Below are 9,337 nucleotides of genomic sequence, written 5' to 3'. Positions count from 1 at the left end.
GTTGATAGGCCAGATATGGAAGCCGGGTGACCGGTGGAGTTGACTGGTACTAATAGGCCGAGGGCTTGTCCTCAGTTGCTCGCGTCCACTGTGTTGGTTCTGAAACCACGAACAACCCCATGTGCTGGTTGTTGATAATGTTTCATAGTGTTTCGGTGGTTATAGCGTTAGGGAAACGCCCGGTTACATTCCGAACCCGGAAGCTAAGCCTTTCAGCGCCGATGGTACTGCAGGGGGGACCCTGTGGGAGAGTAGGACGCCGCCGAACAAATTTTGGGCCCCGGCCCCGATACCCTGTGATGGGTGTCGGGGCCGGGGCTATTTTGCGTTCCAGACCTTTCTGCGACCGACAAGGGCCGGCAGGCTCTCCCCGTACCGGGGCCAGGGGCCCTGGGCTGACTCGAACCCGGGGGGCCGCACCACCGCAGACCGCAGGCTCTGTGTCCCGGGCTCTCGGCGTCGGCAACCAGATCGCCCGGCCGCCCGGTCGCCGGCTCGTGGCGTGGTTCGAACCCCTGTCAGAACCGTGTATGATTAACCTCGTTGAACGGCGCAAGCGCGGACAACAAGGCCCCAATAGCTCAGTCGGTAGAGCGTCTCCATGGTAAGGAGAAGGTCTACGGTTCGATTCCGTATTGGGGCTCAAAAGAGAAAGGCCCCCGCCTGATGGCGGGGGCCTTCTTTGTATACCCGGAAAGGCCCGGGTACACAGCGGCTCAGGACGTGGTCAGGCCCGGGACACGCATCGCGAGGATGGCCATGTCGTCGGAGGCCGGATCGGCGGCGAAGCGCTCCACCGCCCGCAGCACCCGCGAGGCGACCGCGCCCGCGGTGAGCCCCGTACAGCCGGTGAGGACATCCGCGAGGCCGTCGTCGCCCATCATGCGGCTGCCCTCACGGCGTTCGGTGACGCCGTCGGTGACACACAGCAGGACATCGCCCGGGTCGAGGATGACGGTCTGCTCGTACAGCTCCAGGTCCTCCATGACGCCGAGGAGCGGCTGGGGGTCGGCGGCGGGCTCCACGGTCCCGTCCTGACGCAGCCGGAGCGGCAGGGGATGCCCGGCGCAGACGACCTGAAGCCGGGCGCCTCCGTTCTCCAAGGGCCACAGCTCGCCGTAGAGAAGGGTCAGGAAGCGGCTGCGGGCGCCCTCGTCCAGGATGGCCGCGTTGAGCCGCTGGAGCACCGCCGGGCCGCCGAAGCCCTCCCGGGCCAGCAGACGGAGCGCGTGCCGGGCGAGGCCGGTGACCGCGGCCGCCTCCGGGCCCGTACCGCAGACATCGCCGATGGCGAATCCATAGGCGCCGTCCCGGATGGGGAAGAGGTCGTAGAAGTCGCCGCCGACCTCATTGCCCTCGCCCGCTGCGCGATAGATGACCTCGACCTCGACACCCGGGATCTCGGGCAGCTCCGGCGGGAGCAGGCTCCGCTGGAGGGCCTGGCTGTTGGCGACGCGCTCCGAGTAGAGGCGGGCGTTGTCCAGGGCGAGGGCGGCCCGGCGGGACAGATCCTCGGCCAGCTCCAGGATCTCCTGGCGGAAGTGGTCGTCCGCGGGCTTGCCGAGGGTGAGCATGCCGATCACCCTGTTACGCGCCACCAGGGGCAGCACGACGGTCTCGCCGCCGACCGCGGCGGCGGTGGAGAAGGTGGTGTCGATCCCGGCGGAGACCGGCTGGCTGGAGCCGAGCCCCAGCTCCCGCCGGGAGGTGAGGAGCGCGGCCTGCTGGGCGGCCCGGCCGGGCGCGGTCCAGACGCGGGCGCCGGGCGTCGGCACCGGGTCGGGCGGGGCGATCTTGGAGAGCAGGGCCTTGAGGCCGTCGATGCGCTCCTCGTCCTCGTGGAGCACAAAGCTGAGGTAGGGGTCGGAGGCCTGGTCGGCGATGGTGTAGACGGCGCACCAGGTGGCCAGCGTTGGGACGGTCATCTGGGCCATGAGGGCCAGGGTCTGGTCCCGGTCGAGCGTTCCGGCGAGCAGGTCGGAGGCCTCGACCAGGAAGGAGAGCGAGCCGCGCCGCAGCCGTTCCAGCTCGCCGAGGCGGGCGGACTCGACGGCGAGGGCGATCCGGTCGGCGGCGAACTGGAGCCTGAGGGCTTCCTCGTTGGAGTAGCGGCCGGCGGATTCGGCGGCGACCCCGAGGGAACCGGTGAGCCTTCCCTCGACCTTGAGCGGCACGGTGACGACCGAGCGCATGCCGGTGGAGTTGAGCAGGGGGACGGCGCCGGGGACCGAGGTGAGGTCGTCGTGGACGGCCGGCATGCGGGCGGAGCCGTACCGTCCGGTGCCCGCCTCGACGGGGACGCGGGCGAAGCGCTGGCGGGCCGAGGGCAGGCCCGTGGTGGCCCGTACCTCCAGCTCGGTCTCGTCGTCGGTGGCCAGCAGCAGAAAGGCGGCGTCGCCGTCGAGCATGTCGCGGGCGCGTTCCACGGTCCGCTGGAGGAGCCCGTCGAGGTCGTCGGGGGCGGGGGAGCCGATGAAGACCTCGAAGGGGTCGGTGGTGCCGCTCTCGGTGCCGCTGTCGGGGGCGGGACCGCGCTGCGGGGTCTGGAGGACGGCCCGCTCCTCGTCCCGTACCAGCAGACAGACGGTGGAGGGTTCGCCCTGGGAGTCGCGTACCCGCAGATGGGAGGCGTACACGGGGATGACTCTGCCGTCGGTGCCGCGGATGCCGTAGCTGCCCTCCCAGCGGGAGAGGCGCAGGGCCTCGGCGATCCCGGTGCCGGTGCCGGGGGTGTGCGGCCAGGCCGCGAGGTCGGCCAGCGGCATGCCGACGGCCTGCTCGGCGGGGTAGCCGAAGAGCAGTTCGGCGTCCTCGTTCCAGGCGGCGATGGTGGCGTCGGGGCCGATCTGGACGACGGCGACCCGGACCCGTTCCTCGGTGACGGGCAGCAGTGCGGTCGGCAGGACGGGGCCGGCGGAGCGGGTGCCGACGGGGCGCTGCGGGAGGTCGAGCTGGAACCACACATGTTTGCGGGTGGGGCTGTACTCGACGCCCCAGCGGGAGGCGAGGGCGGAACAGAGCATCAGCCCGCGGCCGTTCTCGCTGTCGAGCGGGGCGAAGGTGTGCCCGGCGGCCTGGAGCGGGACTTCGCGTTCCGGGTAGCGGTCGCCGACCTCCACCCGGACGCCGTCCTCCTTGCGCAGGCACAGCACATCGGCGGCGGTACCGGCGTGGACGACGGCGTTGGTGACGAGTTCGCTGGTGAGGACGACGGCGTCGTCCACGACATCGGAGTATCCCCACCCCTGGAGGGTGTCGCGGACAAAGGCGCGGGCGGTCGCGACGGACCGCCCGGCAGGATCGAAACTGGCAGCCGCCCGCGCGGTGATCACAGAACTCCTTGTACGTGTGTCGACGCCCGGCTCCGCCATGGTCGGCCTGCCCCTTCAGGTGCCCGGTGGTGGTACGTGTGCCCACGACACCCCGGCCGGGCGGACCGGGGCGGTTGGACAGCCGGATGCCAGGTTACTTACCTTCGCTGTCCGAGCGGATGCCGGTTGCCGCTGTTTCCGCCCCGTGGGGGGTGGCTTCGGCGGGCGTTGCTGCCGAACTGTTATGGCCTGGTTCCGCATGGGTGAAACACTGGGCACGCTGCCCGATACGGCTGGGCAGAACGGTCGACCCCTGCGGGAGGGACACGGTGGAGTCTGGCACGACGGCGCGTGGCACGAGCACGCGTGCGAAAGGCGGACGATCCCGGAGCAATGCGACGACGGAGGTCGATACGGCCGCGCTGCACAAGCTGCTGGCCGCTCTGGTGTCGATGCGCGACGGTAATTTCCGCAGGCGTCTGACCGTGTCGGGCGACGATGTGATGGCCGAGATCGCGGCCGTCTACAACGAGGTCGCGGACCGCAATCTGCATCTGACCGGGGAGATGGCCCGGGTGCGCCGGGTCGTGGGGCGTGAGGGAAAACTCACCGAGCGGCTGGAGACGGGCGCCTGCGAGGGGTCCTGGGCCGCCGCGATCGATGCCACCAACGCCCTGGTGGACGATCTGTCCCGGCCGGTCTCCGAGGTCAGCCGGGTGCTGTCGGCGGTCGCCGACGGTGAGCTGGACCAGCGGATGGAGCTGCGCTCCCATGGCTCGGACGGGGCGCTGCGCCCGTTGCGGGGGGAGTTCCTGAAGGTCGCGCGCACGGTCAACGGTCTGGTGGACCAGTTGTCGGCGTTCACCGACGAGGTGACCCGGGTGGCGCTGGAGGTGGGCACCGAGGGCAAGCTCGGCGGCCAGGCGCAGGCGCGGGGGATGTCCGGTTCGTGGAAGGACCTCACCGACTCGGTCAACACCATGGCGATGCGGCTGACCTTCCAGGTGCGGGACATCGCCCGGGTGACGAAGGCGGTCGCCAAGGGTGATCTGTCGCAGAAGGTCACCGTCCATGTCGACGGGGAGATGCTGGAGCTGAAGAACACCGTCAATACGATGGTGGACCAGCTCCAGGCGCTCGGCTCCGAGGTGACACGTGTGGCCCGTGAGGTCGGCACGGAGGGGGAGCTGGGCGGCCAGGCGGAGGTGCCCGGGGTCGCGGGGGTCTGGAAGGACCTGACGGACTCGGTCAACACCATGGCGGGCAACCTCACCTCCCAGGTGCGGGGAATCGCGGAGGTCACCACGGCGGTCGCCAACGGCGATCTCTCCCAGAAGGTGACCGTGAGCGCACGGGGCGAGGTGGCCCAGCTCGCCGACACCATCAACCAGATGACCGAGACGCTGCGGACCTTCGCCGACGAGGTCACCCGGGTGGCCAGCGAGGTCGGCGCGGAGGGGCTGCTCGGCGGTCAGGCGCAGGTGCCGGGTGCGGCGGGTACGTGGAAGGACCTCACCGATTCGGTGAATACGGTCTTCCGCAATCTGACCACGCAGGTCCGGGACATCGCCCAGGTGACCACGGCCGTCGCCAACGGTGATCTGTCGCAGAAGGTCACGGTGGATGTGGCCGGGGAGATGCTGGAGCTGAAGAACACCGTCAACACGATGGTGGACCAGCTCCAGTCCTTCGGTTCGGAGGTCACCCGGGTCGCCCGTGAGGTCGGTGTCGAGGGCCGGCTCGGTGGTCAGGCCCGGGTGCCGGGTGCGGCGGGTACGTGGAAGGACCTCACCGATTCGGTGAACAACGCCTTCCACAACCTCACCGGGCAGGTGCGGGACATCGCCCAGGTGACGACGGCGGTCGCGCGCGGTGATCTGTCGCAGAAGGTCACGGTGGATGTGGCCGGGGAGATGCTGGAGCTGAAGAACACCGTCAACACGATGGTGGCGCAGCTGTCCTCCTTCGCCGACCAGGTGACCCGGATGGCGCGGGATGTGGGTACGGAGGGCCGGCTGGGGGGTCAGGCCCGGGTCGACGGGGTCTCCGGCACCTGGCGTGAGCTGACCGACTCGGTGAACTTCATGGCGGGGAATCTGACCGCCCAGGTCCGCAATATCGCGCAGGTGGCGACCGCGGTGGCGCGGGGTGATCTGTCGCAGAAGATCGATGTCGACGCGCGGGGCGAGATCCTGGAGTTGAAGAACACCATCAACACGATGGTGGACCAGCTCTCGGCCTTCGCGGAGCAGGTCACCCGGGTGGCCCGTGAGGTGGGGACGGACGGCCGGCTGGGGGGTCAGGCGCAGGTGCCCGGGGTCGCCGGGGTCTGGCGTGATCTCACGGACTCCGTCAACGGCATGGCGGGCAATCTCACCTCCCAGGTGCGGCAGATCGCCCAGGTGACGACGGCGGTCGCGCGCGGTGATCTGTCGCAGAAGATCGACGTGGACGCGCGGGGCGAGATCCTGGAGTTGAAGAACACCATCAACACGATGGTGGATCAGCTGTCGAACTTCGCGGAGCAGGTCACCCGGGTGGCCCGGGAGGTCGGTACGGAGGGCATCCTCGGGGGGCAGGCCGAGGTGCAGGGTGTCTCGGGCACCTGGAAGGACCTCACCCAGTCGGTGAACTTCATGGCGAACAACCTGACGAGTCAGGTCCGCAATATCGCCGAGGTCACCACCGCCGTCGCCAAGGGCGATCTCACCAAGAAGATCACTGTGGAGGCGAAGGGCGAGATCCTGGAGTTGGTGACCACCGTGAACACCATGGTGGACCAGTTGTCCGACTTCGCCGACGAGGTGACCCGGGTCGCCCGGGAGGTCGGCACCGAAGGGGTGCTGGGCGGGCAGGCGCGGGTCCGGGGTGTCACCGGCATCTGGAAGGACCTGAGCGACAACGTCAATCTGATGGCGAACAACCTGACCAGCCAGGTCCGGAACATCGCCCGGGTCTCCGCGGCGGTCGCCGGCGGCGATCTCACCAAGAAGGTGACCGTGGAGGCGCGCGGCGAGGTCGCCGAGCTGGCGGAGACGGTCAACACCATGGTGACGACGCTGTCGTCGTTCGCCGACGAGGTGACCCGGGTCGCCCGGGAGGTGGGTACGGACGGCCGGCTGGGGGGTCAGGCGCAGGTGCCCGGGGTCTCCGGCACCTGGAAGGACCTGACCGAGTCGGTGAACTCGATGGCCTCCAATCTGACCGGGCAGGTCCGGCAGATCGCCACCGTCACCACCGCCATCGCCAAGGGCGACCTCACCCGGAAGATCGACATCGATGCCCGGGGCGAGATCCTGGAGCTGAAGAACACCATCAACACGATGGTGGACCAGCTGTCGTCGTTCGCCGAGGAGGTCACCCGGGTGGCCCGGGAGGTGGGCACCGACGGTCAGCTCGGCGGCCAGGCGCGGGTACGGGCCGTGGACGGCACCTGGCGCGACCTCACCGAGTCGGTGAATGAGATGGCGGGCAACCTGACCCGTCAGGTGCGGGCCATCGCGGCCGTCGCCACCGCCGTGACCAGGGGTGATCTCAACCTCAAGATCGATGTTGATGCCGCCGGAGAGATCCAGGTCCTCCAGGACAACATCAACACGATGATCGCCAACCTGCGGGACACCACCCTCGCCAATGAGGAACAGGACTGGCTCAAGGGCAATCTCGCCCGGATCTCCGGACTGATGCAGGGCCGGCGCGACCTGGACGACGTGGCCTCGCTGATCATGAGTGAGCTGACACCGGTCGTCTCCTCCCAGCACGGCGCCTTCTTCCTGGCGGTCCACCCCGGCAGTCAGGACCTGGTCGGCACGGCCCTCGGCGGCGGCTCGTACGAGCTGGTCATGCGGGCCAGTTACGGCTACTCGGCGGGCTCCATGCCGACCTCCTTCCGGCCGGGGGAGACCCTGATCGGCACCGCGGCGGAGGAGAACCGCACCATCCAGGTCGATGTCCCGCCGGGCTATCTGAAGATCTCCTCCGGGCTCGGCGAGGCGTCGCCCGCCCATGTGATCGTGCTGCCGGTCCGCTTCGAGGGCACCGTCCTCGGCGTGATCGAACTCGCCTCCTTCCAGCCGTTCACCCAGATCCAGCGCGATTTCCTCAACCAGATCGCCGAGATGATCGGCACCAGCGTCAACACCATCAGCGTCAACACCAAGACCGAGGTGCTGCTCAAGCAGTCCCAGGAGCTCACCGAACAGCTGCGGGAACGCTCCGCCGAACTGGAGAACCGGCAGCGGGCCCTTCAGGCGTCCAACGCCGAACTGGAGGAGAAGGCCGAGCTGCTGGCCCAGCAGAACCGCGACATCGAGGTCAAGAACACCGAGATCGAGGAGGCCCGGCAGGTCCTGGAGGAGCGCGCCGAGCAACTGGCCGTCTCCATGCGGTACAAGAGCGAATTCCTCGCGAACATGTCGCACGAGCTGCGCACTCCGCTGAACTCGCTGCTGATCCTCGCCAAGCTGCTCGCCGACAACCCCGAGAACAACCTCTCACCGAAGCAGGTGGAGTTCGCGGAGACGATCCATGGCGCGGGCTCCGATCTGCTCCAGCTGATCAACGACATCCTCGATCTGTCGAAGGTCGAGGCGGGCAAGATGGATGTCAGCCCCACCCGTATCGCCCTGGTGCAGCTCGTGGACTATGTGGAGGCCACCTTCCGGCCGCTCACCGCGGAGAAGGGGCTCGACTTCTCCGTACGGGTCTCGCCGGAGCTGCCCGCCACCCTGCACACCGATGAGCAGCGGCTCCTCCAGGTGCTGCGGAACCTCCTCTCCAACGCGGTGAAGTTCACCGACACCGGATCGGTGGAGCTGGTGATCCGGCCCGCCGGCGCGGATGTGCCGCAGTCGATCCGGGAGCAGCTCCTGGAGGTCGGCTCGCTGCGCGACCCGGACGGCGATCTGATCGCCTTCTCCGTCACCGATACCGGTATCGGTATCGCGGCGGGCAAGATGCGGGTCATCTTCGAGGCGTTCAAGCAGGCAGACGGCACCACCAGCCGTAAGTACGGCGGTACCGGCCTCGGTCTGTCGATCAGCCGTGAGATCGCCCGGCTGCTGGGCGGGGAGATCCACGCGGCGAGCGAACCGGGCCGCGGCTCGACGTTCACGCTCTATCTCCCGCTGCGTCCCATCGAGCCGCCGGCCGGGGCCCAGGTGGGTGGCGCGGACGGTCCGTCGCAGGAGGAGTCGCAGCCCGAGCGGAGCGCGCGCCAGGTGGGGCACTCCTCGTCCGCGACCCTCTTCCGGCGGCGTCGCAAGGCGCGGGAGAGCGCGGAGGGGCGGATCGCGACCGCCCCCTCGGGCGCCGGGCTGCCGCAGCTCGATCCGCAGCTCGTCCCCGCGGAGCCGGCGGAGCCCCGGCGGACCTATGCCTTCGACAATGAGAAGGTGCTGATCGTCGATGACGACATCCGCAATGTGTTCGCCCTGACCAGTGTGTTGGAGCAGCACGGCCTGACGGTGCTGTACGCGGAGAACGGCCGGGAGGGCATCGAGGTGCTGGAGCAGCACGACGATGTCACGGTGGTGCTGATGGACATCATGATGCCGGAGATGGACGGCTATGCCACGACGACGGCGATCCGCAGGATGCCGCAGTTCGCGGGGTTGCCGATCATCGCGCTGACGGCGAAGGCGATGAAGGGCGACCGGGAGAAGGCCATCGAGTCCGGGGCCTCGGACTATGTGACCAAGCCGGTGGATCCGGACCATCTGCTGACGGTGATGGAGCAGTGGGTGCGGGCGCGGTGACGGTGTCGGCAGGGCTGTCGGCAGGGGGCGTGGGCCGGTTGACGGACGGTGGCGGAGTGCGGGTGTGCCGTCGCCGTCCGGGGAACCTTTGGGACCTCCGGTACGTTTCTGCTCTGTGCACAGTGACATCGTGGTGACAGGGTGTGGCGATGGGCGGGGTGCGGCTACCATGACCGGCACAACATTGGGCGACGCAAGGGAGTCGTCCCCTGGGGCGGCGCCGGTGGCGTCATCCGGCTCATGGAGCCGGGGCGACCCCAGGCCGGGGCG

The 9,337-nt window shown here is 68.9% G+C and carries 2 protein-coding genes, 1 tRNA gene and 1 rRNA gene; 3 read left to right on the top strand and 1 reads right to left on the bottom strand.

Annotated elements, in window-relative coordinates:
* The first annotated feature begins 151 nt into the window (after positions 1 to 151).
* Positions 152 to 268 (top strand): 5S ribosomal RNA (gene rrf, locus ABT354_RS21110).
* A gap of 302 nt (positions 269 to 570) precedes the next feature.
* Positions 571 to 643, top strand: a tRNA-Thr gene (locus tag ABT354_RS21105).
* 73 nt (positions 644 to 716) lie between these two features.
* On the opposite strand, the gene ABT354_RS21100 is transcribed toward ABT354_RS21105, so the two are convergent.
* Positions 717 to 3,371 carry a SpoIIE family protein phosphatase gene (locus ABT354_RS21100; protein WP_351495965.1) on the bottom strand — a complete coding sequence of 885 codons (2,655 nt, stop codon included), beginning with the start codon at positions 3,369 to 3,371 and terminating at the stop codon, positions 717 to 719.
* A gap of 269 nt (positions 3,372 to 3,640) precedes the next feature.
* Here ABT354_RS21100 and ABT354_RS21095 point away from each other — a divergent pair, with 269 nt between their 5' ends.
* A complete protein-coding gene (locus tag ABT354_RS21095; protein ID WP_351495962.1) occupies positions 3,641 to 9,067 on the top strand; it encodes a HAMP domain-containing protein in 5,427 nt (1,808 codons plus the stop codon).
* Positions 9,068 to 9,337: the final 270 nt, after the last annotated feature.

It is taken from the genome of Streptomyces sp. NPDC000594, assembly GCF_040299965.1.
GTDB lineage: Bacteria > Actinomycetota > Actinomycetes > Streptomycetales > Streptomycetaceae > Streptomyces.
The sequence above is the reverse complement of the archived record's forward strand: the minus strand, read 5'-3'. Positions and strand labels throughout refer to the sequence as shown.